Annotated in this window: 28 protein-coding genes; 16 read left to right on the top strand and 12 right to left on the bottom strand. The window is 67.2% G+C overall.

What is annotated here, in order from left to right:
• From VNN10_04380 to VNN10_04400, 5 genes are all read left to right on the top strand, one after another.
• Positions 1 to 324, top strand: a 324-nt coding sequence (locus VNN10_04380) for a maleylpyruvate isomerase N-terminal domain-containing protein (GenBank protein ID HXH21244.1), incomplete at its 5' end; no start/stop codon positions are given.
• Positions 306 to 770 carry a maleylpyruvate isomerase N-terminal domain-containing protein gene (locus VNN10_04385; protein ID HXH21245.1) on the top strand — a complete coding sequence of 155 codons (465 nt, stop codon included), beginning with the start codon at positions 306 to 308 and terminating at the stop codon, positions 768 to 770. The genes VNN10_04380 and VNN10_04385, both read left to right, overlap by 19 nt.
• Positions 767 to 1,075 carry a hypothetical protein gene (locus tag VNN10_04390; protein ID HXH21246.1) on the top strand — a complete coding sequence of 103 codons (309 nt, stop codon included), beginning with the start codon at positions 767 to 769 and terminating at the stop codon, positions 1,073 to 1,075. The genes VNN10_04385 and VNN10_04390 overlap by 4 nt, the downstream gene beginning before the upstream one ends.
• 36 nt (positions 1,076 to 1,111) lie before the next feature.
• Positions 1,112 to 1,390, top strand: coding sequence for a SelT/SelW/SelH family protein (locus tag VNN10_04395; protein ID HXH21247.1), 279 nt, complete (start codon positions 1,112 to 1,114; stop codon positions 1,388 to 1,390).
• Between the two features lie 203 nt (positions 1,391 to 1,593).
• Positions 1,594 to 1,980: a globin gene (locus VNN10_04400; protein HXH21248.1), complete on the top strand. Its 387-nt coding sequence runs from the start codon at positions 1,594 to 1,596 to the stop codon at positions 1,978 to 1,980.
• 44 nt (positions 1,981 to 2,024) lie between these two features.
• On the opposite strand, the gene VNN10_04405 is transcribed toward VNN10_04400, so the two are convergent.
• Positions 2,025 to 3,134, bottom strand: coding sequence for a DGQHR domain-containing protein (locus tag VNN10_04405; protein HXH21249.1), 1,110 nt, complete (start codon positions 3,132 to 3,134; stop codon positions 2,025 to 2,027).
• A gap of 50 nt (positions 3,135 to 3,184) precedes the next feature.
• Here VNN10_04405 and gltX point away from each other — a divergent pair, with 50 nt between their 5' ends.
• The gene (gene gltX / locus VNN10_04410; protein ID HXH21250.1) at positions 3,185 to 4,693 is read left to right on the top strand and encodes a glutamate--tRNA ligase; all 1,509 of its coding nucleotides are present in this window, start codon (positions 3,185 to 3,187) and stop codon (positions 4,691 to 4,693) included.
• A 148-nt stretch (positions 4,694 to 4,841) separates the two neighbouring features.
• The gene (locus VNN10_04415; GenBank protein HXH21251.1) at positions 4,842 to 5,360 is read left to right on the top strand and encodes a UGSC family (seleno)protein; all 519 of its coding nucleotides are present in this window, start codon (positions 4,842 to 4,844) and stop codon (positions 5,358 to 5,360) included.
• A gap of 145 nt (positions 5,361 to 5,505) precedes the next feature.
• Here the strand turns inward: VNN10_04415 and VNN10_04420 are convergent, their stop codons facing one another.
• Complete coding sequence (locus tag VNN10_04420) at positions 5,506 to 6,993, bottom strand: UDP-N-acetylmuramoyl-L-alanyl-D-glutamate--2,6-diaminopimelate ligase (GenBank protein ID HXH21252.1); 1,488 nt, start codon at positions 6,991 to 6,993, stop codon at positions 5,506 to 5,508.
• Positions 6,994 to 7,103: 110 nt separating this feature from the next.
• Between VNN10_04420 and VNN10_04425 the strand changes: the two genes are divergently transcribed.
• A complete protein-coding gene (locus VNN10_04425) occupies positions 7,104 to 8,033 on the top strand; it encodes a hypothetical protein (GenBank protein ID HXH21253.1) in 930 nt (309 codons plus the stop codon).
• 195 nt (positions 8,034 to 8,228) lie between these two features.
• Here the strand turns inward: VNN10_04425 and VNN10_04430 are convergent, their stop codons facing one another.
• The gene (locus VNN10_04430) at positions 8,229 to 9,020 is read right to left on the bottom strand and encodes an SDR family NAD(P)-dependent oxidoreductase (protein ID HXH21254.1); all 792 of its coding nucleotides are present in this window, start codon (positions 9,018 to 9,020) and stop codon (positions 8,229 to 8,231) included.
• 148 nt (positions 9,021 to 9,168) lie between these two features.
• On the opposite strand from VNN10_04430, the gene phnD reads away from it, so the two are divergent.
• From phnD to VNN10_04450, 4 genes are all read left to right on the top strand, one after another.
• Complete coding sequence (gene phnD / locus VNN10_04435) at positions 9,169 to 10,116, top strand: phosphate/phosphite/phosphonate ABC transporter substrate-binding protein (GenBank protein ID HXH21255.1); 948 nt, start codon at positions 9,169 to 9,171, stop codon at positions 10,114 to 10,116.
• The gene (locus VNN10_04440) at positions 10,113 to 10,853 is read left to right on the top strand and encodes an ATP-binding cassette domain-containing protein (GenBank protein HXH21256.1); all 741 of its coding nucleotides are present in this window, start codon (positions 10,113 to 10,115) and stop codon (positions 10,851 to 10,853) included. The genes phnD and VNN10_04440 overlap by 4 nt, the downstream gene beginning before the upstream one ends.
• A complete protein-coding gene (gene phnE / locus VNN10_04445) occupies positions 10,850 to 11,611 on the top strand; it encodes a phosphonate ABC transporter, permease protein PhnE (GenBank protein ID HXH21257.1) in 762 nt (253 codons plus the stop codon). The genes VNN10_04440 and phnE overlap by 4 nt, the downstream gene beginning before the upstream one ends.
• A 164-nt stretch (positions 11,612 to 11,775) precedes the next feature.
• Positions 11,776 to 12,729, top strand: coding sequence for an endonuclease/exonuclease/phosphatase family protein (locus VNN10_04450; GenBank protein ID HXH21258.1), 954 nt, complete (start codon positions 11,776 to 11,778; stop codon positions 12,727 to 12,729).
• Here the strand turns inward: VNN10_04450 and VNN10_04455 are convergent.
• Entirely contained in the window at positions 12,726 to 13,535 is an 810-nt protein-coding gene (locus VNN10_04455; protein ID HXH21259.1) for an ABC transporter permease, read from the bottom strand. The genes VNN10_04450 and VNN10_04455 overlap by 4 nt on opposite strands.
• Before the next feature lie 91 nt (positions 13,536 to 13,626).
• Between VNN10_04455 and VNN10_04460 the strand changes: the two genes are divergently transcribed.
• Positions 13,627 to 14,463, top strand: a complete 837-nt coding sequence (locus VNN10_04460) for a hypothetical protein (GenBank protein HXH21260.1) — start codon at positions 13,627 to 13,629, stop codon at positions 14,461 to 14,463.
• A gap of 27 nt (positions 14,464 to 14,490) precedes the next feature.
• Positions 14,491 to 15,420, top strand: coding sequence for a methionyl-tRNA formyltransferase (locus tag VNN10_04465; GenBank protein ID HXH21261.1), 930 nt, complete (start codon positions 14,491 to 14,493; stop codon positions 15,418 to 15,420).
• Between the two features lie 113 nt (positions 15,421 to 15,533).
• Here the strand turns inward: VNN10_04465 and tatC are convergent, their stop codons facing one another.
• The 8 genes from tatC to VNN10_04505 form a co-directional block, all read right to left on the bottom strand.
• A complete protein-coding gene (gene tatC, locus VNN10_04470) occupies positions 15,534 to 16,325 on the bottom strand; it encodes a twin-arginine translocase subunit TatC (protein HXH21262.1) in 792 nt (263 codons plus the stop codon).
• Between the two features lie 9 nt (positions 16,326 to 16,334).
• Positions 16,335 to 16,862, bottom strand: a complete 528-nt coding sequence (locus tag VNN10_04475) for a twin-arginine translocase TatA/TatE family subunit (protein ID HXH21263.1) — start codon at positions 16,860 to 16,862, stop codon at positions 16,335 to 16,337.
• A gap of 249 nt (positions 16,863 to 17,111) precedes the next feature.
• Positions 17,112 to 17,372: an acyl carrier protein gene (gene acpP, locus VNN10_04480; GenBank protein ID HXH21264.1), complete on the bottom strand. Its 261-nt coding sequence runs from the start codon at positions 17,370 to 17,372 to the stop codon at positions 17,112 to 17,114.
• A 1-nt stretch (position 17,373) separates the two neighbouring features.
• A complete protein-coding gene (gene nusB / locus VNN10_04485; protein HXH21265.1) occupies positions 17,374 to 17,808 on the bottom strand; it encodes a transcription antitermination factor NusB in 435 nt (144 codons plus the stop codon).
• 4 nt (positions 17,809 to 17,812) lie between these two features.
• Positions 17,813 to 18,562, bottom strand: a complete 750-nt coding sequence (gene fabG, locus VNN10_04490; GenBank protein ID HXH21266.1) for a 3-oxoacyl-[acyl-carrier-protein] reductase — start codon at positions 18,560 to 18,562, stop codon at positions 17,813 to 17,815.
• 9 nt (positions 18,563 to 18,571) lie between these two features.
• A complete protein-coding gene (gene fabD / locus VNN10_04495) occupies positions 18,572 to 19,531 on the bottom strand; it encodes an ACP S-malonyltransferase (protein ID HXH21267.1) in 960 nt (319 codons plus the stop codon).
• A complete protein-coding gene (rpmF, locus tag VNN10_04500; GenBank protein ID HXH21268.1) occupies positions 19,521 to 19,718 on the bottom strand; it encodes a 50S ribosomal protein L32 in 198 nt (65 codons plus the stop codon). Before rpmF ends, fabD begins: the two co-directional genes overlap by 11 nt.
• A gap of 2 nt (positions 19,719 to 19,720) precedes the next feature.
• On the bottom strand, positions 19,721 to 20,254 hold the full coding sequence (locus VNN10_04505; protein HXH21269.1) for a DUF177 domain-containing protein: 534 nt from the start codon (positions 20,252 to 20,254) through the stop codon (positions 19,721 to 19,723).
• 146 nt (positions 20,255 to 20,400) lie between these two features.
• Between VNN10_04505 and VNN10_04510 the strand changes: the two genes are divergently transcribed.
• Together VNN10_04510 and VNN10_04515 are read left to right on the top strand one after the other, a co-directional pair.
• Positions 20,401 to 21,102 (top strand): C4-type zinc ribbon domain-containing protein, encoded by a 702-nt coding sequence (locus VNN10_04510; protein ID HXH21270.1) that lies wholly within the window; start codon positions 20,401 to 20,403, stop codon positions 21,100 to 21,102.
• Positions 21,103 to 21,135: 33 nt separating this feature from the next.
• The coding region (locus VNN10_04515; GenBank protein ID HXH21271.1) for a recombinase family protein at positions 21,136 to 22,194 on the top strand (1,059 nt) is incomplete at its 3' end.

Consider the following 22,194-nt stretch of genomic DNA (forward strand, 5'->3'; position numbering starts at 1 on the left):
TCGCACGTCGCCGGCTGGCACCGGGAGATGGCCGGCGCCCTGGAGCGCATGGGCCGCGGCGAGAGGCCCACACCCGAAGGAGTCGACTACTCGGACGCCGACTCGTGGAACGCGAAGTTCTCCAGCGCCGCGGCCAACACCTCGCCGGCGGCGATGCTCCAGGAACTGGAGGCGTCGTTTCAGACGTTCAGGTCGGCTGCGGCTGCGCTGGGCGAGGACCGCTTCGAACAGGGCCGGACCGTCGACCGCATCGTCCACACCACCGGCGTCAACCACTACCTCGAGCACGGGGAGCAGATACGAGAGTGGCGCAAGAAGATTTAGGCCCGGGCGTCAAGGCAGACCTCCTGCGGCGCATGGACGAGGGGTTCGGCGTCCTGACGGCGGCGCTCGCAGGCGCACCGGGTCTGAGGCCCGCCCCGGAAGGCGGCTGGGGTCCGTTCGAAGTCGTCTCACACTTGAACGGCTGGCATCTCCTTTCTGCTCGTCGCCTCCTCCAGATCGCCCGCGGCGAGGGAGCGTCCTCGCCACCGTCCGACGACGAGGCGAATGCCTGCTTCGTCGCTGACCGCCGCCACCTCTCGGCGGACGCCCTCCTTGCCGAGCTCGAGTCGAGCTTCGCGACACTGAAGGATGCCGTCGCCTCCGTGCCCGCGCGCGAGTTCTGGCTCGGCCTCCACGGCGAACTGGATAGCCTGGCGCACTTCATCGCCGCCGCGAACAGCTACGAGCACTACGCGGAGCACCTGGGAGACCTCAAGACGCCATGAGCGAAACGGAGCGGCCGCCGTCCATCATCCCCGAGCCGCTGGGGAGGGCCACGCAGATCACGGAGGAGTCCGCCCAGCGCCTGATCAAGCTTCTGGAGAACAGCCAACCGGTGCGACTGCTCCGTGCCAGCCAGCTCCTGAGCGGCCTCCTCGGCGCCGTCGGCCTGGCCCTCTTCGTCGTAGGCGTCGAGCGCGCGGCCGAGGACCTGCCCGTGGTGTCGAATGCCTACGGCTCCATCGCCGTCGGCCTCGTCCTCCTCGCCGCTACCGGCCTCCTCCTGAAGCGCCTCCTCCGGATCGACTGAGCCTCAAATGCTGACTGCTGACCGCTGGAACCTGAAATGACGAAGTCGCCCCGGCTCGAAATCGAGTACTGCACCCAGTGCCGTTGGCTGACGCGCGCCGCCTGGGTCGCCCAGGAGCTACTGACGACCTTCGTCGACGACCTGGGCGAGGTCGCCCTCGTGCCGGGCAAGGGCGGCGTCTTCGACGTCCGCCTGGACGGCGAAGTCATCTGGTCCCGGGCCGCCGAGGGCCGCCACGCCGAGATCACGGAATTGAAGCAGCGTCTCCGCGACCGCATCGCCCCGGGCCGCAGTCTCGGCCACAGCGACAGGTAGCGCTCACCAGGGCCAGGGCGCCGATTTCGCTTGCCACCAGGCCTGAAGTGCTGAAATCCTGAACTGCTGACATGCTCATCAACCCCGCGACCGCATTGCCCCGGGCCGCAGTCTCGGCCACAGCGACAGGTAGCGCTCACCCGGGCCAGCGCTTCGATTCGCTTGCCACCAGGCCTGAAGTGCTGAAATTCTGAACTGCTGACATGCTCATCAACCCCGAGAAGCGGAGTCGCGTTTACGACCTCGTAGGCGGCATGCCCGCCTTCGAACGCCTGGTGGGCGCCTTCTACGACCGCGTGAAGCTCGACCCCGTGCTGGCCGGCATGTTTCCGGAAGACATGACCGGCCCGAAGGAGCACCTGGCCCTGTTCCTGGCCCAGTTCTTCGGCGGGCCGCCGGAGTACTCCCTCCGCCGCGGCCATCCCCGCCTGCGCGCTCGCCACCTCCCCTTCAAGATCGGCCGCCGCGAGCGGGACGCCTGGCTCGCTCACATGCTCGCCGCCCTCGACGAGTGTGGCATCGAAGAGCCGGCCCTTTCGGAGATGCGCGCCTACTTCGAGGACGCCTCGGCCTTCATGATCAACAGCTGAACGCGGTTTAGCTATCACTTGATTCACCGGGCGACGGTGATTCGTCAGAGCGCCCTTCTTATCAGCCGCGCCAGTTCTCGATAGCCGGAGCTACCAACGTAAACGTTGGCCGGACCCTTGGTTTCCCAGAATCCCTCTGTAAGATAGGCCGAGGCGTTCGAAAGCACGGACACCACATTCGCGGCCGTAACTGCGCCTTTAGCAACACATCGCTCATAGACGCTGAGGGTCGGAGGTCGCGTCCGCCCCGCTAACACCAAGTGGAGCGCGAAAGTCCCTACCGTCCTTTGAATCTGGTATTCATGAGGACTCGTGAGAGCATTTGGTAGGAAGCTAAGAACTCCCTGCCAAAATGTATCGATCACATCAAGCACTTCGTCATCAGAGAGACCTGCCATTGGCGATCTTGGGCTCACGAGCGGTGCGAGTGAGTCAACAAACGATGTGATCGAGATCGTTGCGCCAGTCTGGGGAAGATCGTGCGGCTGCCTAATTCTGCCGGCCCACGGTCCCCCTGCCCGCGCTGCTAGTGCGAAGGTCAGGCGAGTTGACCGGATCCGGAAGACCTTGCCGGAACCGACGAAGTTCCGCAGTTTCGCCTCGTCTGTGGCCGGGGCAAGCGTTTGAAGGAGGGCCAAGGCCAGGTCAGTGTCGATCCTCTTCTGCTTACTGTTGATAAGGTAGAATTGTTCGATTTCTTCAGGTCGTGTCATATTCGCAATGATGGTCACTGGGATTTCGAAGGACTCCAGTGACTTCGCGCCAAGCGAGTCTATTGCGTAAATTAGGCCGCGCCACCGGTGCTGGTAGTCAACGATCGTCAGTTGACGCGCCGGTGGGATCTCCAATTCGCCAAACGAGACGTCGGATATCGAAGCGTGTTCCGTAAACGGGAGCACTCCCATGTCAGCCTCGCGGGCACTGAGGAGAGCACTTGTCGGCATGAACGCTTGGGGATCCTGGGCCAGGAAGTGTCCAATGGCCTGATAGTGGCTCTCAACGGGCATCCGCTGGTAGCCTTGTTTGGCGAGGTCCCATCCGATTGCTGGATCCCACTCCGCTGTATGGCACGAGGCGATTATTTCTCGTGCCGTCATCTTGGCCATGTACAGTGTCTTGCCTGACTGGTTGAACCGCAGTGCTGGAACCTTCACGGACAAGGCATCCTATTGGTGAGAACTTGCATGAATTTTATCACTCGGCCATGGTTAAAATCCCTGACGAGCTACCCGTGACCCCCGTACGCGTGCGCTACGCTCCCAGCCCCACCGGCGCCCCTCACGTCGGCAACATCCGCACCGCCCTCTTCGACTGGCTCTTCGCCAGGCACACCGGCGGCACCTTCATCCTGCGCATCGAGGACACGGACCAGAAGCGCTTCGTCCGCGAAGCCGTCGACGCCCAGATCGAGGCCCTGAAGTGGCTGAGGCTCGATTGGGACGAGGGGCCGGACAAGGGCGGCTCTTACGGGCCTTACGTACAGTCACAGCGCCTCGACCTGTACGAGGCCGCCGCCAGGCGCTTGCTCGCCTCCGGCCACGCCTACGAGTGCTATTGCTCCCAGGAGCGACTCGACCGCGTCCGCGACGAGATGCGGGCCGCGAAGCAGCCCCCGAAGTACGACGGCCGCTGCCGCACCGACGCTGGCCGCGCCGAGGCGAAGCGCGAGGCCGCCGGTGCGCGGCCCGTCGTGCGCTTCAAGACGCCCCATGAGGGCGAGACCGTTGTCCAGGACTTCCTCCGCGGCGAGGTCACCTTCCGCAACGACCTCCTGGACGACTTCGTCATCTTGAAGTCGGACGGCTTCCCCGTCTATGCCCTCGCCGAGGCCGTAGACGACCACGAGATGCGGATAAGCCACGTCATCCGCGGCGACGAGTGGATCTCCTCTGCGCCGCGCCACAAGCTGCTCTTCGAAGCCCTCGGCTACGAGCTTCCCGTCTTCGTCCACACGCCCGTCATCCTCGGCCCGGACCGTTCGAAGCTCTCGAAGCGCCACGGCGCTCAGTCGGTGCTCGAGTACAAGGCCATGGGCTACTTGCCTGACGCCGTCTTCAACTTCCTCGGCCTCCTCGGCTGGTCGCTCGACGACCACACCGAGATCATCAGCCGCGAGCAGTTTGTCGCGAATTTCACCCTGGAGCGCCTGATCAAGAGTCCCGCCGTCTTCAACATCGAGAAGCTGGACTGGATGAACGGCGTCTACATGCGCCAGATGCCCGAGCGCGAGCTCGCCCTGCTCCTCAAGGAGTGGCTCGAGAAGCCGGAGGACCAGGGTGGACTGCCTGCCCACATCCAGCGCCCGATCGACCTCGAGTACCTGCTGCGCATCGTCCCCCATGTCCGAGAGCGCGTGAAACTGCTGCCGCAGGCGCGCGACATGATGCAGTTCTTCTTCGAGCCGGCAGAGATCGAGGTCGATGAACGGACGCTGCTGGGAAAGGCCTTCGCCGAGGACAAGACGAAGGCCTGGACCGCGCTGTCCGCGGCCCTGGTCAAGGCGGAGGAGGTCGACCCGTGGGACCTTCCCTCCCTGGAAGCGGCCTTCCTGAACATGCACGAGCAACTGGGCCTGAAGCGCGGCGACTTCCTGATGCTCATCCGCGTCGCCGTCACTGGCCGCACCGTCTCACCCCCGCTCTTCGAGTCGATGGAAATCCTTGGCCGCGAGCGCTGCGTCCTCCGCCTGCGCCACGCCCTGAACATCCTGTAGGGCCGCCCTCCCCGGGGCCTGCCCCCGAGTAGCTCCGGGAGGCACGCGGCGGAGCTCCCGCGCTCTTCGAGGGTCGAGCCTGGCCCTGCCTGGAAGCGCGGTTGCATTTCCAGGGCCGATCGCGACAATGGCGGCAAGGAGGCCCGGCATGGTCACGATCCTTGACCCCACCGACGAGCGCATCCCTGTGCGCCGCTCGCTCACGCCGCGACCGGAGCACATCCGCGGCACGGTCGCGCTGCTCGACATCTCCAAGCCGCGCGGCAACGTCTTCCTGGACAGGCTCGAGGAGCTCATCCGCGAGCGGCTGCCCGGGGTGGCGGTGAAACGCTACCGCAAGCCCACCTTCGCGAAACCCGCGCCGGAACCCCTACGCCAGCAGATAAGAGAGGAGAGCGACTTCGTCATCGAAGCGCTTGCGGACTGAGGGTCCTGCACGACGTGCAGTGTGCACGACACGGTCTGGTTCGAAATCAACGGCAAGCCCTCCGTCTTCGTAGCCTCGAGTGAATTCGTCGATGCGGCCGAGGCGCAGGCGAAGGCCCTCGGCCTCCCGGAGGTCGAGCGCGTCTTCGTCCCCCACCCCATCCAGGACCGCACCGACGACGAGATGCGCGCCCGCGCCGACGCCGTCCTCGACCGCATAATCGAGGCCCTGGTGCTCTAGCCCGGGGGCGCTCTCTACGAACTCCAGATCGCCAGGGGTGGGGCAGCCGCGCCCGGCGAGAGCGCACGTCGTCCGCCCGATGCACCGCACCGCCGCGGCCGGCAGAGGAGACCGCCGACGGCCTGGCCGCAGCCCGAGCGAGGTCTCAGCGGCCTGCGGAAAGCAGCTCCCGCGCCGTGGCCCGCTCGTCCCAGGGCACCCGGCGCCCTCCGAAGACCATGAACGTCTCCGTACCCTTCCCCGCCAGCAGCACGGTATCCCCCGGCCCGGCGCGCTCGAACGCGTACAGCATCGCCTCTCGCCGGTCGGGAACGCGCGCGAAGTGCTCCCCCTCGCGCCACCCCGCCGCCATCATCGCCTCCGCGATCGCGGCGATGATCGCGTCCGGGTCTTCATGCCTCGGGTCCTCGTTCGTGAGCACCGCCCGGTCCGCAAGCTCGGCCGCCACGCGGCCCATGCCTTCGCGGCGGGCCGTGTCGCGGCCGCCTGCGGCCCCGAACACGACCCACAGCCGTCCCTTCGTCGCCGCGCGCAGCGTGCGCAGGACGAACTCCAGCGCCGCCGGGGTGGAGGCAATGTCGACTACCACGGTGAAGGCCTGGCCGCAGTCGATCATCTCGAAGCGTCCCGGGACCCCGGGGAACGTCGACAGGGCGCCGGCCGCCTCCCTGAGTCCGATCCCCTGGCTCAGAGCCACCGCGACCGCCGCGAGGCAGTTGTAGGCGATCATCAGCGGCGCTTCCGCTCGCACTGTCTCGCCGCCCGCCCGGACCTCGAAGCTTGTGCGCAGGCCCCGCGCTTCCACCTGCGTCCCCCGCACGTCCGCCTCGTGTTCGATGCCGTAGGTCAGGGGCCGCGCTTTGGTGCGGCGGAGCATGTGCTCGGATGCGGGTTCATCCGCGTTAACTATTGCTACCTTCGAGAACGGCTTCCCGCTGGGCCCATCCAACATCTCGAACAGGAGGCCCTTAGCGTCGCGGTAGGCCTCCATGGTGCCGTGGAAGTCCAGGTGGTCGCGACTGAGGTTGCGGAATACAGCAACGTCGAATTCGCACCCGTCGAGGCGGTGCTGCGCCAGCCCCTCCGACGAAGCTTCGACACACATCGCCTCCAGGCCGTTGCTGACGCCGGCTGCCAGGCGCTCCTGTATCTGCGTGGCCTCCAGGGTCGTCATGTGCAGTTCGTTCGGCTCAAAGCCGCGGCCCGTGTCGAAGCCCACGCTGGTCAGGTAGCCGCAGCCAAGCCCGCATCTCGAAAGGACGTGTCCTGTCAGGTGACAGGTCGTACTCTTGCCGTCGGTGCCCGTAACCCCGATGAGCCGCAGCTGGCGGGAGGGGTGGCCGTACACCTCGGCCGCAATCGGGCCCATCGCTCGACGCGTGTCATCGACCACCAGCAGCGGCAGACGCCCCGCGAATGGCGCCCACTTCGCCTGCCGGTCCGCCTGCACCACTGCCAACGCCGCGCCGGCCTCCGCCGCGGCGCCGATGAAGTCGTGGCCATCCGCCGCCGCGCCCGGCACGGCCACGAACGCCATGCCCGCCCGTACTTCGCGCGAGTCGTGCGTGATCCCCTGGAGCGCGGGCATCGGCCCCACGAGGCGCGCCTGCGGCCAGGCCTTCAGCAGGTCCACAGCCCAATCATAGGGCTTCGACTATCAGGGTTTTCCCCAATAGAACTCGTGTGCGCAGGCGTCCGATATTACCAGGTGCCGGTCAGACTAGCTCTCTGCCGGCATTGCTTATGCTCCAAATACCCCGCCACCCGGCGCTCGCTCCGGCGAGCGCCCAGCACGCTCGTCGGCTGCGGACCCGGACGCACTCCGCGCCGGCCGCCCGCCTGGGCTTCCGGCGCTACCTCGTGGCCTGCCTCGGTATCGCCACGACCGCCGCCGGACTCGCCCTCATCGTCTCGGCTCTCGCGCTCATGGCCGACCGCCGCCCAACCGCCGAAGCGAGCGCCATCGACCCCGAACCCGTCGTCTACTTCCAGCTCGTGTCCGCGGGCAGCGCGCCCGACGTCGACCTGGCCCTCCTTGCCTCAGAGGACGCGCCTCTAGCTGAGGCGACGGAGGAGGCGGCGCGTGCGGCGCCTCCCGAGGATGCGGTGCGGGAGGCCCGCGAGGCAGCAGCGGTGGCGAAGGTCCTGGAGGCTATTGCGCTCCTGGCCGCCGATGCGGTCGACGCCGACCAGGCGCGCTCGCTGCACGCTCTCGGCCTGCCGGCGCCACCGGCCGCGCCGCTTGCGGAGGCCCCTCAAACGCCTCCCGCCGGCCCGGCCCCGGCCGCGGAGCCGGTGGGCTCGTCCCCACCCCCGCCGGCCGCCCTCGCCGTCGCGGAAATCGAGCGCATCTTCCCCGGCATCCAGGTACTGCGCTCGATCAGCAACGTGAACGTTACGTTCTATGACTGCGCTGGCCAGGGCTTCTGCGGCAACATGGCGAACGGGCGCAAGGTCTATCAGGGCGCCGCCGCCTGCTCCTACGACCTCCCCTTCGGCACCCGTTTCTTCATCGAAGGGGACCCTACTGGCCGGATATACCGCTGCGAGGACCGTGGCCTTCTCGCCAACACCTGGGTCGACATTTTCTGGTACCACCCGTCAGACGGCTGGCGATGGCAGGAAGCGGTCGGACGCCTTGCGACCATCCACATCATCGAGTGGGGCGAGTAAGGACGCGGGCCGATAGCCCGGGCAGCGCGTCCTCAGTACTTGGGCTCGTACAGCTCAACCTGGCCCGCGCAGGGCACCTCGAGCATTGCCACGCGGCCCCAGTCCTCCTCGCGGACCGGGCCGGCGAACGTCGCTCCCTTAGCCTTAAGCTCGGCGACCGTCGCCTCGATGTCCCTCGGGGCAGCCGGTCCTGACTCAGAGGCCGTTCTTCGCCACTACCTCTTTGTCGTAGAGGATGTTACCGGTGAACTGCGCCGGGTCCTGCTGCATGATCCAGACCGTCGCCTTGCCCATGTCGACGGCCTCCTCGAAGTTGAGGTCAGGGTTCTCCGGGTCGTTCCGGGCGAAGCGGTTGCCCGGAGTGGCGATCCCGCCCTGGGGCGAGAGCACGTTCACGGCGATCTTGTGTGGCGTCAGCTCGCGGGCCAGGCCCTGGGAGAAGCGCTCCAGGCCAGCCTTGATCATGCCGTAGAAGGAGCCGCCGATCTGCGTCCCCGGTGGCACGTTGTACGGCCCCGGTCCGGGGAAGACCGCCGCCCGCGAGGACACGTTGATGATGTGCCCGCCGCCACCCTCGATCATGTGGGGCAGCGCATACTTGATGGCCATGAGGGGCGCCCGCCCGTCGACCCGCCAGATCAGGTCGAGATGGCGAGGCTGCACGGTGAGCATGTTCCCGGGGATCAGGATGGCGGCATTGTTCATCAGCATGTCGATCCGCCCGAAGCGCTCAATCGTCTTCGCCACCAACTGCTCCAGGTCTTCGTCCTTGGAGACGTCGCATTTGACGGGGAGGGCCTCGCCACCCCGGTCTTCGACCTCTTTGGCCACGGAGTAGATCGTCCCTGGCAGACGCTTGTCCCAGACGGTCTCGCTCCGCGCCGCTACGACCACGCTCGCGCCTTCGGCGCCCAGCGCAACCGCCACGTCCCGGCCGATGCCGCGGCTGGCGCCCGTTATGATGCAGACCTTGCCCTTCAGGCTCATTTCGCGCTCCTTGGAATCAGGCGTCTGGGACCAGGCGGGCCTCATTGTAAGCCGGGCGGCAAAGGGGTCAATCGGCCGTTGCGCATAAGGCTGTATTAGGCCAAGCTAAGATTGAGTGTTAGCCTACCCTAATACAGGAGCGCATCTGATGAACGCATCTCTGAAATCGGCCGGCATCCTGCTTTTGACGCTGGTCTCTGCCTTCATGGTCGCCTGCGGCGGCGGTCAGGACAAGGGCCGGGAGAAACTGGTCATCGCCATCCAGCCCACGCAAGCGGCGACCGAAATGCTGGAGAAGGCTAAGCCGCTGGAGCGCTATCTCGAGGAGCGCCTCCAGGGCGTCGACGTCGAGATCTATGTGCCCCTCAGCCAGTCCGGCGTCATCGAGGCCCTGCGCTTCGGCCAGGCCGACATCGCCTTCATGGGCGCCTGGCCGGCCCAGCTGGCCGTCGAGCGCGCGGGCGCCGAGCTTGCCCTCGCCGAAGTGCGCGAAGTCAGCATCGGGTCCGAGAAGCAGGAGCGCCCCTACTACTTCTCCTACTGGGTCGTCCCTAAGAGTAGCGCCGCCACTTCCCTGACCGACCTGCGCGGCAAGAAGGCCTGCTTCCCCAGCGCCGTCTCCGGCTCAGGTTACGTCGGCCCCATGGGCCGCCTGGTCGAGCTTGGCTATGTATCGAAGCCCGAAGCGGGCAAGGAGGCTAACCCTAAGTCCTTCTTCGGCGATGTCGTCTTCGGCGGTGGCTACCAGCAGTGCTGGGAGGCCCTCCGCTCCGGCCAGGTCGACGTCACCGTTATCGCCGGCGACGTGTCTGCCAGCCTTTACAACGAGGTCCTCGGCGCCACGCGCGTGCTCGAGCAGCAGGGTCCGCTGCCATCGCACGCCGTCCTGCTGTCGAAGGACTTGCGGGAGCCGCTGCGCACCCGCGCCGTCGAAGCGCTCATGGGCCTCGGCGACCCTCAGTACCGGGACCTGATGCGCGGCTTCATCTCCGGCATCTTCGTCCGCTTCGAGAAATCGGACGCGGCGACCCACCTCTCGGCCTTCAAAGGCTACCTCGCCCTGACCGGCCTGGCGTTCACAGAGACCGTGCGGTGAAAGAGGACGGCGATGCCGTTGGCTGCGAAGACGTCTGGTTCGCCTACAGGAGGGACGCCTGGGTCCTCCGCGGCGTAACGCTCTCCGTCGCTCCGGGCGGCTTCGTCGCGATTCTCGGCCGTTCCGGGTCGGGCAAAACGACGCTCGTAAAGGTGCTCGCCGGGCTGATGCAGCCGGACCGCGGTGCCGTACGCCTCCTGGGCCAGGACGTGAGCCGCGGGACACCCCCTGGCCTCCGGCGCCGGGTCGGCTACATCCCGCAGCAGCTTGGCCTCGTCCGCAGCCTGAGCGCCCTGGATAACACGCTCATGGGCCTCCTCGGGCGGCGCAAAGGCCTCGCCACCCTCGCCGGCCTCTTTCCCTCGGCGGACATCGCGCAGGCCCGCTGGTGGCTCGAACGCCTGAGCATCGGCCACAAGGCTTCCGAGCCCGTCTACCGCCTCAGCGGCGGCGAGCGCCAGCGCGTCGCCATCGCCCGGACGATGCTGCAGGGCCCGGAGATCGTGTTCGCCGACGAGTTCGTCTCCGACCTCGACCTGCCGCGCGCCGCCGAAATCCTCGCGCTCATGCGCTCGATCAGCGAGGACCAGGGCATCACGTTCGTGGTCAACCTGCACGACCTCCCCCTGGTCCGCGAGTTTGGCGGCCGGGCACTGGTGCTCGACGAAGGCCGCATTGTCCTCGACCTACCGGCAGCCGAGGTCTCGCATACCACCCTGGAGGCGGCCCTGAGGTGAGGCGCGACGCCTACGTCGTCGGGCTTTCTGCCCTCATAGTCGCCGTCCTCCTCGCCGATGTCGGCCTTTTCGACCTCGACCGCCTGGCGCGGGGACTCGAGAACCTCGGCACCTTCAGCAAGGACACCGTCCCGCCAGACTTCGGGATCGTCCCCGACCTCGTCGACCCCCTGGTCGAGACCGTCGAGATGGCCGTCGCCGGGACCTTTCTTGGCTTCGTCCTCTCGGTGCCGCTTGGCCTCGTCGGAGCGCGCAACCTCTCGCCCCTGCCGCTGGTCGCCGTCGCCCGCCTGATCGTCGCTGTTACCCGCACCATCCCAACGCTGGTCTGGGCGATCCTGTTCGTGATCATGGTAGGCCTGGGGCCGCTGGCGGGCACGCTCGGCATCGCCATTTACACGGTGGGCTACCTGGGGAAGCTTTATGCCGAGGCCTTCGAGGCCGCCGACCCGGAGGTCGTCGAAGCCGTCCGCGGCGTCGGCGCCTCGCGTGCTCAGCTCGCGCGATTCGTCCTCTGGCCGGAAGCGGCTAACAGCCTCCTCAGCCAGCTCATGTTCATGGTCGAGTACAACATCCGTGCCTCGTCCATCCTCGGCTTCGTCGGCGCGGGCGGCATTGGCTTCTACATCCAGGTGTACGTCCAGACGCTGCAGTACCAGCGCCTTGCGGCTCTCCTCCTCCTTACGCTGGCGCTAGTATTGCTCCTGGACGTGCTCAGCGCCTGGGTAAGGGAGCGCTATCTCCTGACGGCGCGCTGAGCGCCCCGGGAGGTAGCACGATCGAGCCGCACGGCCCCCCTCCGCGGACGAGACGACAGGGCGGCAGGCCGCTGCTGGGCCTGCTGTTCGCCGGTTCCCTTTTTCTTGGCGGCTGCTCCTTCTGGCGCACTGAGGCCGCCATCGACCACACGACCATTACGGTCGTGAACTACAACATGATGCATGGCCTCTACGACGAGGACCCCCGCGCCCCTGACTTCGACCGCTTCGCCGACCGGCTGGCCCTGCTGGCGCGCGAGCTCAGCGTCCTGAAGCCGGACATCCTCGTCCTCCAGGAGTTCGCGAACAGCCCGGTGGCTGGCTACCCGGACGTGCGCGTCGTGCTCATGGATGCCTTGGGCCCGGACTACCGGATGGTCTTCGGCGAGGCCGGCAGCACGCGCATCAACGAAGGCACCCTCGGCCGCATGACCATCACGCGCCTGCCGGTGGTCTCGGCCGCGAACCGCCCCATCTTTCAGGGAAGGTCGGCCCACCGGGTCACGGTGCAGACGAAGGGCGGCGTCATCGACATCTACAACGTCCACCTCGAGGGCCCGGAGCTCGTCGGCCACCAGGAACTCGAGGTCGTCCGGCTGCTCACGTTCATCGACTCCGCCGGGCGCAACCAGAACCCGGTGATCCTCGCCGGCGACTTCAACTCCCGTCCCGGCGATGCCGCCCTCGTCCGCGTCGCCCAGCTCGGTTTCCGCGACGTCGCCGCCGAGAAGTACGACGTGACCTGCGAGAAGGCGGGCGACCCTGGCTGCACTCGCGCCACCGCCCCCTCTCTGGTCAACAACCTCCGGAACCTCGCCGATATCCGCATCGACTACATGTTCGTCCGCGGCGGCCTGGACATCGACCTCAAGACCGTTTCGGCGGCGCCTTTCCTAAACAGGCCCCTGCAGACGGACACGCGCGAGCTCCTCTGGGTCTCGGACCACATCGGTATCCAGGCTACGTTCGAGGTCGTCCGCCAGCCCGCCCTACGCCCCGGCGCCCGCCTGGCGCCACGCGGTTGCGAGGTCGCGCTCGCCAGCCCGCCGCCCGCGTCGGCGCCGCGCGCCGCCTTCCTCCGCCGCGAAGACGATGATGACCAGGACGGCCTCGCCTAAAGGTAGTCCGCGAAAGTTGGCCGCAGGCGGGAGAAGACCCAGGTCCCCAGCGCCGCTATCGCTGCCGTAAGGACTACCGCCGGCAAGATTTCGGCGCCGGGAAGCTCGTTCTTCACCAGCAGGTCCCTCCAGGCTTCCAGCAGCGTAGAGAGCGGGTTCAGCTTCAGGATGTCGTCGTAGGGGTGTGGCGCTGCCGATAGCGGGTACAGGATCGGCGTCGCATAGAACAGCAGGCCCAGCAAGACGTCTACCAGGTGCTCAAGGTCCCGGAACTGCACGTCCAGCGCCGAGAACATGAGCGCCAGCCCCGTCGTCAGCGTCAACTCGACGCCCAGCAGCAACGGGATCCCGACGACCCACTCCGGCCCCGGCGTGCGTCCATCGAGCAGAAGGAAGATCACCAGGACCGGCAGGGACAGGAGGAAGTGCACAGTGTTGTTCGCGATTGTCGCCAGCGGCAGCACGTACGCCGGGAAGGGGACCTTCTTGACCAGCGAGCCGTTGTTCGCGAATAGAGGCGTGGCGAAGAGCAGCGAGACCTGGAACAACGTCCAGGGCAACAAGGCGCTCAGCAGGAAGAGGTGAAAGGGGATCGGCGTCTGCACCCGCAGCGCCTTGTGCAGCGCGAACCAGACCACCAGTCCGAAGAGCAGCGGCTTCGCCGCCGTCCAGAAGAAGCCCAGCACCGTGTCCTGATAGCGCAGCTTCAGGTCGCGGCGCGTGAGCAGGTAGAGCAGCTCCCAGGCGTGCGTCAACTCCGCGAGACGCGTCGTGCCGCCGCCAAGGGCTGCCGTCGTGCCAGTCACGATTGGATCGTAGGCGGCATCGTCGCGGGCGGCTAGCCCCGCGCACTCTCATTGCTCGTTGTAGGCCGCTCTTGCAAGATCGCCCTGTAATTTGAGCGTCGAATCCCTGCCCTACACGCTCCTGCTCCTCCTGGGCCAATTCGCTGCCGGCTCTGCCTTCGTGACGCTCCTCGTCCACCTCCGCGGCACCTTCGAGGCCGCCTTCATCCGCACCTGTACCTGGCTTGCCGTTTCCGCCGGCGCCCTGGCCGCCCTCACTGCTCTCGCCATCGACCCCAGCCCCGTGGTGGACGCGTATCCCATCGAGACCGATGTCATGCGCGGCATCCGCGGCATACTGCTCGCCTTCTTCCTCTTCAGCCTCGCCTACGCCTACTTCGTGCGGCAGGAAGGGGAGACCATGCTCGCCGCCGCCCTGGGCAGCACCACGGCCGCCCTGGGCGCCATTGCCCTCGTTTTGATGGCCCTGCTCGTCCGCGAACCCGTCTGGAGCGTCGCCGGGCCGCTCCTGACGCTGTTCTCGGGTGCCCTCACGCTGGGAGCGGTCACGGTCGCCATGATCTGGGGCCACTGGTACCTGGTGAACCCCCGCCTGCCCGAAGGACCCCTGAACGAGATTTCCCTCCTCACCCTTGCGGCCCTGCTGACCGAGTTGGTCATAACAGCAATAAACGCCGCCGTCCCTGCCGGGCGAGAGCTCGCCTCGGACGCCTTGCTCGCGGTGGACCTCCCGGAGAACCCCGCCTTCTGGCTCAGGATCGGCGTCGGCCTTGTTTTTCCGGCCGTGCTCGCCTTCATGGCCTACAAATCGAGCACGGAAAGGGCGATGATGTCCGCCACAGGCCTCCTGTACATCGCCGTCGGCGCGGTGCTCGCCGGCGAAGCGGTTGGGCGCGGGTTACTCTTCGTTACCGCCTCGCCCGTGTAGCGCAGGCTGTCTCCCCGGAGGGAAGCGATGAGGATACTGGTAATCGGTCAGGCGGCCTTCGGGCAGGAGGTGTTCAACCGCCTGCGCGACGCCGGCGAGGAAGTCGTGGCCGTCGCCGCCCCGGCGCAGTCCCTCAGCGGCCGCACCGACCGCCTCCGCGCCGCCGCCGATGCCGCCGGCGTCCCCGCGGTCGAAACGGCAAGTCTGCGCGACCCAGCCGTCCAGGCGCGGCTGAGGGAGGCCGCGCCCGATCTCGGCGTGATGGTCTACGTCAGCGACCTCATCCCCGTCGACGTCCTCAACCTGCCGAAGCACGGCACCATCCAGTACCATCCCTCGCTGCTGCCGAAGCACCGCGGCCGCAGCTCGATCAACTGGGCCATCATCAAGGGCGAGACGACCACCGGCGTCACCATCTTCTGGCCCGACGCGGGCTGGGACACTGGCCCCATTCTCCTGCAGCGCGAGGTCGAGATCGGCCCGGACGACACCGCCGGCAGCCTGTACTACGACAAGCTCTACCCCATGGGCATCGAGATGATCCTGGAGGCCGTCAAGCTCGTCGCCGCGGGCCGCGCGCCGCGCATCCCCCAGGACGAGTCGCAAGCCACCTACGAGAAGCCCGCCGAAGACCCCCTCGTCCGCATCGACTGGCGAGATCCGGCCCGCGACGTCTACAACCTCATCCGCGGCTGCGACCCCAGCCCCGGCGCCTGGACCCGCTTCGAGGGTGCAAAGGTGCGCCTGACGGACGCCCGCCTCCAGCCCGGCGAAGCCGCCCCTCCCGGCGTAGTCGCAGCCGTAAGCGAAGAAGGGATCCTCGTAGGCGGCCGCGGCGGCTCTATCCTCGCGCGCAAGCTTAGCCCGGCCAGCGGCCCCGCAGTCCCAGCGCGCGAGTTCGCGCTCGCCCACGGCATCACCCCCGGCGCCCGCTTCCTCAACCCCAAGAGGTCATGACCCCCGGCACGCGTCGCGTCATCGCAGATGCCGGCGGTGGAGGCTCGAGGCCCGCTGGCAGTTGTGTGAAGCGCCGGCGCCCGGTGAAGTGCTGGCCTGCGGAAAGCTCGCGGCTATCCGCGAGGGATCAGGGGCGTGGACTCGACCAACTTCGCCAGGACGATGCCCAGGATATAGAGGACAAACATCGGCACGGCGACCACCGCCTGGGTGACCGGGTCAGGCGAGGGCGTAATGATGGCGGCGATGACGAAGACGGCCACGATCACGTACCGCCACCAGCCGATTAGCCGCTTCGAGGTCACGAGGCCGATCTTCGCCAGGCCCATGATCACGAGCGGCAACTCGAACGCTAGGCCGGTGACGAGCATGAGCCGGGTGATGAAGTCCACGTAAGCCTTGACCGAGATGAAGGGGTCGGCCACGTCGCCGGGCGTCGAGAACAGAAAGCCCAGGGCCGGCGGGAGCTCGATGTAGTACGCGAAGGCGCAGCCCAGGACGAACATCACGCTGGCAAAGATGACGATTGGGTAGGCCCAGCGTTTCTCGTTCTTCGTCAGGCCGGGGCCAACGTAGGCGATGAACTGCCAGAGGATCATGGGCATGGCCAGCGCCAGGCCGACCAGGAGGGAGACGCGGAAGAATGTGGTCCAGTACTCGAGCGGCTGCGTGAAGACGAGGTCAAAGTTCTCCACGCGGTCCTCTGCCGGTTTCTTCATCCACTTCAGGACCCAGGTGGTGATGGGATAGAACGCGAGGATGGTGGTAATGACGAGCGTGACAGCGCAGATGATGAGACGGTTCCGGAGCTCCTGGAGGTGCTCCAGGATGGTCATCGTCTTTTCGTCGTCCTGCGAGGGGTCGGGCTTGCGTTCCTCCGGGGCGCGCGGTAGCTGGCTCGCCATCGCCGTCCCCTAGGTCGCGTCGCTGCCGGCGCGACGGCGGCGGCTGGGAGCGGGCTTGAACCACTCCTCATCGGAAGGGGGCTCAGAAGCTCTCGCGTCTGGCTCGCCCTCGGGCGCCGCGGCCTCGGCTGACATCGCCGCCTCCTGGAGGGCGGTGGAGTCGATCTCTCTGCCCTGGCCGTTCGCGGCGGCTGCGCCGGTGAACGGGATGACGTTTCCGCCCGCTGCCTTCTCTACGTCGGCGGCTTCGCGCACTTCGCGGCCCGCCTTGTCGATCTCCTCGAAGACCGACCGCGTGTCGCGGCGGAGGACTTCGCCGATTGCCTTGAGGTCCTCGCGGCTGGCGCCAGTCTCCCTCTCGAGCTCGCTCATCACCTCGGAGAAGTCCTTGCGGACGTGGTTTGCGTAGGCCTGGGCCTGGCGGATCCAGCGCGCGAGTTGGGCGGCGACTTCCGGCAAGCGCTCTGGCCCCACGACTATGACAGTGAGGGTAAGGATGACCAGGAGTTCCGGGATCCCTATACCGATGAACTGCATCGTGCCCCTGCAATGAGCCCTGCCGTCAGGTGGCGGGCGTCAGGTCAAGGTTAACCCATATGCACATACGTCGCACGGCGGCGCCCTGGACGCCTCCGCCGCGCGCCCGAGGGCATGCGCCCGGTCCGCGCAGGAGCGATGGCCGGCCAGAGGCCGCGGGCGGCCTGCAGCCCGAATGCCCTCCGGAGCCGCGGACGTGACAATGCCGCCGGCGGATGCGCGGCGGCATTGACGGAAGGCGTGAGTGCGCTAGTTGTCTTCGATGCCGAGGTCTTTTAGATAGTCGATGGCGTCCTGGACGGTGACGATCTTCTCCGCGTCCTCGTCCGATATCTCCAGAGTCTTGCCGTCTTTGCTGAACTCTTCCTCGAGCGACATGATCAGCTCGACGAGGTCCAGGGAGTCGGCGTTGAGGTCGTCGACAAAGGATGCCGAGGGGACTACCTGCTCCTCATCGACCCCCAACTGGTCGACGATGATTTTGCGTACGCGCTCGAAGACGGTGGGCAAGTTAGTCAACCTCCTGCTCGGACCGCGCCTGCTTCCCTTCCCCGCTGAGGGCGCCAAGGACGCCGTTTACAAACTTCGGGGAACTCTCGCTGCCGAATGCCTTCGCAAGCTCCACAGCTTCATTTATGGCGGCTGGAACCGGTGTCAGATTATCCACTAAGAACTCCCTTATCGCAATACGAAGTATGTTCCGGTCAACGGGCGCCAGCTGCTCCGCCGGCCACAGCGGCGCCGTCCGCGCGATGGTTGCGTCGATTTCATCCCGGTGCGCGATCACCCCTTCGAGGAGCGTGCGAGCGAAGCGTGCGGGCTGTGGCGCCAGGCCTTCCTCCTCGATGAGGCGCTCCAGGGTCACGGGCGATTCGTGGCCGGCGACATCGGCCTCGTAGAGGGCCTGGAGGACCAGTTCGCGCGCTTTGTGGCGCGGGTCGGCCATGCTCCTACGTCATTCCGCCGTCGACGGCGATTACCTGGCCGGTCAGGTACGAAGCTTCCTCCGACGCGAGGAAGGCGACCAGGGGGCCGATCTCATCGGCAGTTCCAAAGCGCCCCATCGGAATGCGCTTGATGATCTCTTCGACCTGGAGATCGGTCAGGTCGGAGGTCATGTTGGTGCGTACGGGCCCGGGCGCGACCGCGTTCACGGTGATGTTGCGGCTCGCCACCTCTCGCGACAGGGAGCGGGTGAACCCGATGACGCCAGCCTTGGCCGCCGAGTAGTTGGTCTGACCGGCGTTGCCGACCAGGCCGGCGGCGCTGGTGATGTTGATGATCCGGCCCCAGCGCTGCCTCAGCATGGGCCGGATCACGGCTTTCGTGCACAGGAACGTGCTGCGCAGGTTGGTGTTGATGACGCTGTCCCAGTCCTCCTCCGACATGCGCATGAGGAGGTCATCGGCGGTCTTTCCAGCGTTGTTCACCAGGATGTCGATGCGGCCGAAGCGCTCCACGGCCTCATCCACCAGCCGCTGCGCGAATTCACCAAGGGTCACGTCTCCCTTGACGAGCGCAACCTGGCAGCCTTCGCCATCGATCTGCGCGGCCACGGCCTGGGCAGCGGAGTCATCCGAGCGGTAGTTGATGACGACGCGCGCCCCCGCCCGGGCGATGTGCCTGGCGATCGACGCGCCGATGCCGTCGGGACGGCCCGCGCCGGTGACGATGGCAACCCTGCCCTCGAGGGTGTACAAGCGATCTCCCTACATCTTGAGCTGGCCCGCGTCGGCGTAAGTCGAGACGTTGGCCAGCGTGGCGTCTGGAGCCAGTCTCCGTACCAGCCCGGTGAGGACCTTACCGGGACCAAACTCGACGAAGGCGGTCACTCCCGCCGCGGACATGTTAACGACGGACTGGTGCCAGCGTACAGGGCTAATGATCTGCCGGGGCAATTCCGCGCGCACGTCATCGGCCGTCCGCAGAGGCACCGCGGCCACGTTGGACATCACCGGGACCGCGGGCGGGCCGATCTCTGCCCGCCGCACTGCTTCTTCGAGCCCTTCGACAGCGGGGCGCATCAGGCGGCTGTGGAAGGCGCCACTCACGTTCAACTCCAGCGCGCGCCGGGCGCCCCGCTCTTTCGCCAGGGCCAGGGCCCTCTGGACAGCCTCGCGCGTGCCGCCCACGACCGTCTGGTCCGGGAGGTTGAGGTTGCAGACATCGGCGCCGGCCTCGCGACAGACGGCTTCGACGTCTTCCTCGCGCATGCCCATTATCGCGGCCAGCGTGCCGGGGTTCGCCTCGCCGGCCTCCGCCATGAGACGGGCGCGCACTTCGATCAGACGCAAGCCTTCTTCAAGCGACAGAGCGCCGGCCGCCACGAGGGCGGAATACTCCCCGAGGGAATGCCCGGCGACGAAGGCGGGGCGGGCCGTGATGGCTCCTGCCTCGAGAGCCGCCGCGAGCGCCGCGAGGCTTACGGCCATGATCGCGGGCTGGGTAATGCGGGTGTCTCTCAGCTTCTCTTCGGGGCCGTCGAAGCAGACCTGCGTGAGGCTGAAGCCGAGCACGCGGTCGGCGGCCTTCAGGACCTCGCGGCCGGCAGGCGACGACTCCCAGAGGTCGCGGCCCATGCCAACTTCCTGGGCGCCCTGGCCCGGGAAGAGCCAGGCGACGTTCGAGGCCGTTTGCTTGGGTAGCTCTAGCGGACCGCTACTGGCCAAGGGACGGGCCCGGGATCTCCAAGGCCTCTCGCCCCTTGTAGTAGCCGCAGACCGGACAAGCGTGATGAGGACGCCGCATGTTCCGGCACTGGGGACAACGAGTGAGGCCCGTGAGCTTCAGCGCGAGGTGACTGCGGCGCTTGCCCTGGCGGGCTTTTGGATAGCGCTTCTTTGGCAGTGGGGGCACGGCTAATCCTTCCCTATCAGGCCGCTACTCTTGAGGCGCGCCAGCTCCGCCCAACGACTGTCCACGGTTGCGGCCTCGCAGGCACACTGGCCCTCGTTCAAATCGGCGCCACATCGCGGGCACAGGCCGCGGCAATCGCTGCGGCATACGGGCGCGATCAAGAGGCAGACTTCGCGATACTGCCTTACAGCTTCGCTGAGGTCAAGTATATGCCTCTCGTCGATCAGGAACGCATCGGGGTCCCGTTCGTCGGAGGGCATGGGCTGGCCCGTGCGCGGGTCGAACAGGATCTGGAACTCCTCCTCGAACTTTATGTCGACTTGCTCGTCCAGGGCCTTCAGGCAGCGGCTGCAAGTCTCCGGCTCCACGAGGCCCAGGTCCGCGCGCACCAAGACGCCCGCCCGCGTGCGCAAGAACTCCACCTGGCCCCGGACCCTCTCGGAGGGGTGGCCCTGCGTCTCCAGGACGAAATCGACCTCGTGGTTGCGCGTCGCGCCTATGGCCTCGAGCAGGAGGCCGGATACATTGAACCGCATTGAAAACCCTGATTCTAGGATAAGGGCCGGCCGCTGCCTTTGAAAGGCAGGCGGCCTGCAGTGGCGTTGCTGCCTGCCTTAACCGAAGCCTATAATCCGGAACGGCCGGCCTGGGCAGGACCGGTACTCCCCTCCCCTGGACCTTCATGACCAGCGCCGCGGACCTGTTCGGCCTCCAGGAGATCGACCTTGCGCGCGACTCGCGCCGGGCGCTCATCGCCGACATCGACTCCCGTCTCGCCGAACCCCAGGAACTCATCGTGGCCCGAGAGCGTGTACAGTCCGCCGAGGCGGAGATCGAGGCCATCCGCCGCGAGCAGCGCGAGGTGGAAGCGCAGCTCGATGACCTGGACTCCAAAATTGGCACCCTGGAGAAGAAGCTGTACGACGGCTCGATCCGCAACCCCAAGGAGCTGACGGACCTCCAGAAAGAGGTGGAGCACCTGAAGCAGAGGCGCAGGGCCCTGGACGAGCAGGGCCTGGCGCTGATGGAGCGCAGCGACGAGGCGGCAGCGGCGCTGGAGAAGGCGCGACAGCAGGCCGCCGAGTTGGAGCGAGCCTGGCGCCAGGACGTGGCGGACCTCAAGGCCACGCAGGAGCGGGCGCGGCGCGAGGTGTCCCAACTGGATGAAGAGAGGCAGCGCCGCATCCAGGCGATGGAGCGGGACGTCCTGAGCCTGTACGAGGCGCTGCGGCCGAAGAAGGCAGGGCGGGCTGTGGCCCGCGTCGAGCGCGGCGCCTGCCAGGGCTGCCGCCTTAGCCTGCCGACCCACGTCGTCCAGCGCGCCCGGTCTGCCGGCACCATTGTCCAGTGCCCCAGTTGCGAGAGGATCCTTGTCGCAGGTTAGTGGGAGAACGCGGCCGGGGCGTCACAGGGCGCGATGAGGGCCGCCGGCTACTTTCGCCAGACGGCGGGCGAGCGCGGCGCAGACTCGCTCGCGCGGCAGCAGCGCGCCTTCCTCGACTACTGCGAGCGCCAGGGCTATGAGGTCGCGGCGACCTTTGCCGAAGAGCCAAAGGTCGAGGACGGCGCCGCCTTCGCGCAGCTTATCGACTTCCTCAAGCGTCCCGAGAAGGGCTTCGTCGCCGTGGTCGCGCGCGACCCGGCTGTGCTCTCGGACGACCCCAACACGTCGGCGGCGCGTTACCTAGAAATCGAGAGCCTGGGAGGCCGCGTCGAGTTCATGGAGGGTGGCGAGGACTCCCTGGCGACGCTGCTCAGCGCCTGGGAGAAGGGCAGCAGCGAAGGCATGAGCGCCCGCGTCCGCAATGCCATGCGGCGCAAAGCCGTCAAGGGCGAAGTACTGGGCCGCCCTCCCTACGGCTACAGGGTCGGGGCGCGCAACCGCCTAGAGCTCGTGCCGGAGGAGTCGGTCGTCGTCCGTTACATCTTCCGGCTCTACTTGCACGAGGGAATCGGCATCAGGCTCATCGCGCGGCGCCTCAACGAGGAGGGCCTGCGCACGCGGAGGAACCGGCCCTGGAGCATGGTCAGCATCCGCGACATCCTCCGCAACCGCGCCTATCTCGGCACTTACCAGCGCCTGGGAGTCCGGGTGCCGGGGACTCACCCCGCCCTGGTCTCCCCGGACGACTTCCGGAAAGTGGAGGAACGCCTGAACGCCCGGCGCACGAACTACTCGCCGCGCAACGTCCAGCCCTTCCTGCTTTCCGGCCTCGTCGTCTGCGGGCATTGCGGCAACAGGATGATCGGCGTCAGCCGGCGCCAGAGCTGGCGCCGGCGCAGCGACGGTGCGGAACGCGCGGCGTCCTATCGTTACTACCAGTGCGAGTCGCGCACCAACCAGGGCGTCTGCGGCTACCACACCCGCCGCGCGGAGGAGCTGGAGGAGATGGTGCGGCAGCAGGTCATCGATACAGACCCGAGGCAGCTCCACGGAGCCGGCGATGACAGCGCTGTACTCGCGGAGTGGCAGGCG

The sequence above is a fragment of the Dehalococcoidia bacterium genome (assembly GCA_035574915.1).
GTDB lineage: Bacteria > Chloroflexota > Dehalococcoidia > DSTF01 > WHTK01 > DATLYJ01.

Coding starts and splice junctions, on each gene's coding strand:
- VNN10_04390 (HXH21246.1), top strand. CDS start 767: ATGAGCGAAACGGAGCGGCCGCCGTCCATCATCCCCGAGCCGCTGGGG.
- VNN10_04395 (HXH21247.1), top strand. CDS start 1,112: ATGACGAAGTCGCCCCGGCTCGAAATCGAGTACTGCACCCAGTGCCGT.
- VNN10_04400 (HXH21248.1), top strand. CDS start 1,594: ATGCTCATCAACCCCGAGAAGCGGAGTCGCGTTTACGACCTCGTAGGC.
- gltX (HXH21250.1), top strand. CDS start 3,185: ATGGTTAAAATCCCTGACGAGCTACCCGTGACCCCCGTACGCGTGCGC.
- VNN10_04425 (HXH21253.1), top strand. CDS start 7,104: ATGCTCCAAATACCCCGCCACCCGGCGCTCGCTCCGGCGAGCGCCCAG.
- VNN10_04430 (HXH21254.1), bottom strand. CDS start 9,020: ATGAGCCTGAAGGGCAAGGTCTGCATCATAACGGGCGCCAGCCGCGGC.
- phnD (HXH21255.1), top strand. CDS start 9,169: ATGAACGCATCTCTGAAATCGGCCGGCATCCTGCTTTTGACGCTGGTC.
- VNN10_04465 (HXH21261.1), top strand. CDS start 14,491: ATGAGGATACTGGTAATCGGTCAGGCGGCCTTCGGGCAGGAGGTGTTC.
- tatC (HXH21262.1), bottom strand. CDS start 16,325: ATGGCGAGCCAGCTACCGCGCGCCCCGGAGGAACGCAAGCCCGACCCC.
- VNN10_04475 (HXH21263.1), bottom strand. CDS start 16,862: ATGCAGTTCATCGGTATAGGGATCCCGGAACTCCTGGTCATCCTTACC.
- nusB (HXH21265.1), bottom strand. CDS start 17,808: ATGGCCGACCCGCGCCACAAAGCGCGCGAACTGGTCCTCCAGGCCCTC.
- VNN10_04505 (HXH21269.1), bottom strand. CDS start 20,254: ATGCGGTTCAATGTATCCGGCCTCCTGCTCGAGGCCATAGGCGCGACG.
- VNN10_04510 (HXH21270.1), top strand. CDS start 20,401: ATGACCAGCGCCGCGGACCTGTTCGGCCTCCAGGAGATCGACCTTGCG.